Source organism: Microbacterium sp. NPDC089320 (assembly GCF_040684875.1).
In the GTDB taxonomy this organism is placed as follows: domain Bacteria; phylum Actinomycetota; class Actinomycetes; order Actinomycetales; family Microbacteriaceae; genus Microbacterium.
In genome coordinates this window covers 1-1,067 of record NZ_JBFBGY010000013.1, presented here as the reverse complement: position 1 = coordinate 1,067, position 1,067 = coordinate 1, and the positions used below count along the sequence as shown (strand labels likewise).

Here is a 1,067-nt window from a genome sequence, read left to right as displayed (position 1 = left end):
CGAGACCTGACTCGGGACGGGCCGGCCGAGGAGCCCTGGGGGGAGGTACAGCTGCCGCTTGAGGACATCGGGCTCGACGAGCTCTGCTGGGAGGTCGGCCCAGATGGCTTCTGGATCCCCGCTCCCCGTGGCCTGATCACTGCCACGCTGGCCCGGGACATGGCGACCATCTGCACGCAGGCCCTGCGGCTTACCAACCCACCGACAAAGGAGTGATGCATTGGCCTACACCGAACGCCGTGGTGACCGGTGGCGGGTGCGCTGGAAGCTCGCGAATGGCAAGTACAGCGGCGGCGTCACCTGCGACGAGAAGACCGGCGAACCGTTCGCCTCGGAGGAGGAGGCGCGGCAGTACGGCGATGATCAGGAGACGCTGATCCGGCTCGGGCTGCGGAAGGACCCGGACAAGGTCACGTTCGGCGAGTGGTCGAGCACGTGGTACGCCGGCCTCGCGTTGGAGCCGAGCACGATGCGGACATACCGGGCCCTGCTCGTCGGGCACCTGCTGCCGTTCTGGGCGGAGCGGCCGCTCCACACATTGCGGGCCGAGGAGTTCGACCCGTGGGAACGCTCGATCGTCCGCGCCGGCTACGCGCCGCGGACCGCGCAGGACGCCCGCCGCCTGATGATCAACATTCTTGGCGACGCGGTGCCGCGCTACATCCCGACGAACCCGGCCGCCCGGAAGCGCGGCAAGGGCCGCAAGGGCGTCAAGCGCGTCGAGGCCTACCAGCGCGCCGTCAAGGTCTGGCCCTCCCCGCTGGAGACGGTGCTGATCGCCGAGCGGGCCGCGCTGCTCGCCGGCGACAGTGACGACGTCTTCGCGATGTTCGTGACGAAGGCATGGACGGGCGCCCGGTGGAGCGAGCTCCTGGCGTTCGGCCCGCAGTCGCTGCTGCCCGACGGCATGCTCGACATCGACTCCAAGCTCTACGAGCTGTCCGGCTTCTACCTCGGCTACCCGAAAGACGGCAGCCTGCGGGCGGTCGACCTGCCGCCGTTTCTCGACGCGCTGCTGCGCGACGTCGCTGCCCGGGCCCCCGCCTGCACCACCCAGATCGGAAGAA

Annotated in this window: 2 protein-coding genes; both read left to right on the top strand. The window is 69.8% G+C overall.

The window, feature by feature from the left end; genetic code table 11:
• Window positions 1–216, top strand: a 216-nt coding sequence (locus tag AB0N61_RS17680; RefSeq protein ID WP_363365621.1) for a hypothetical protein, incomplete at its 5' end; no start/stop codon positions are given.
• A gap of 4 nt (window positions 217–220) precedes the next feature.
• Window positions 221–1,067 (top strand): hypothetical protein (locus tag AB0N61_RS17675; RefSeq protein WP_363365620.1); only part of this gene is annotated, 847 nt, incomplete at its 3' end.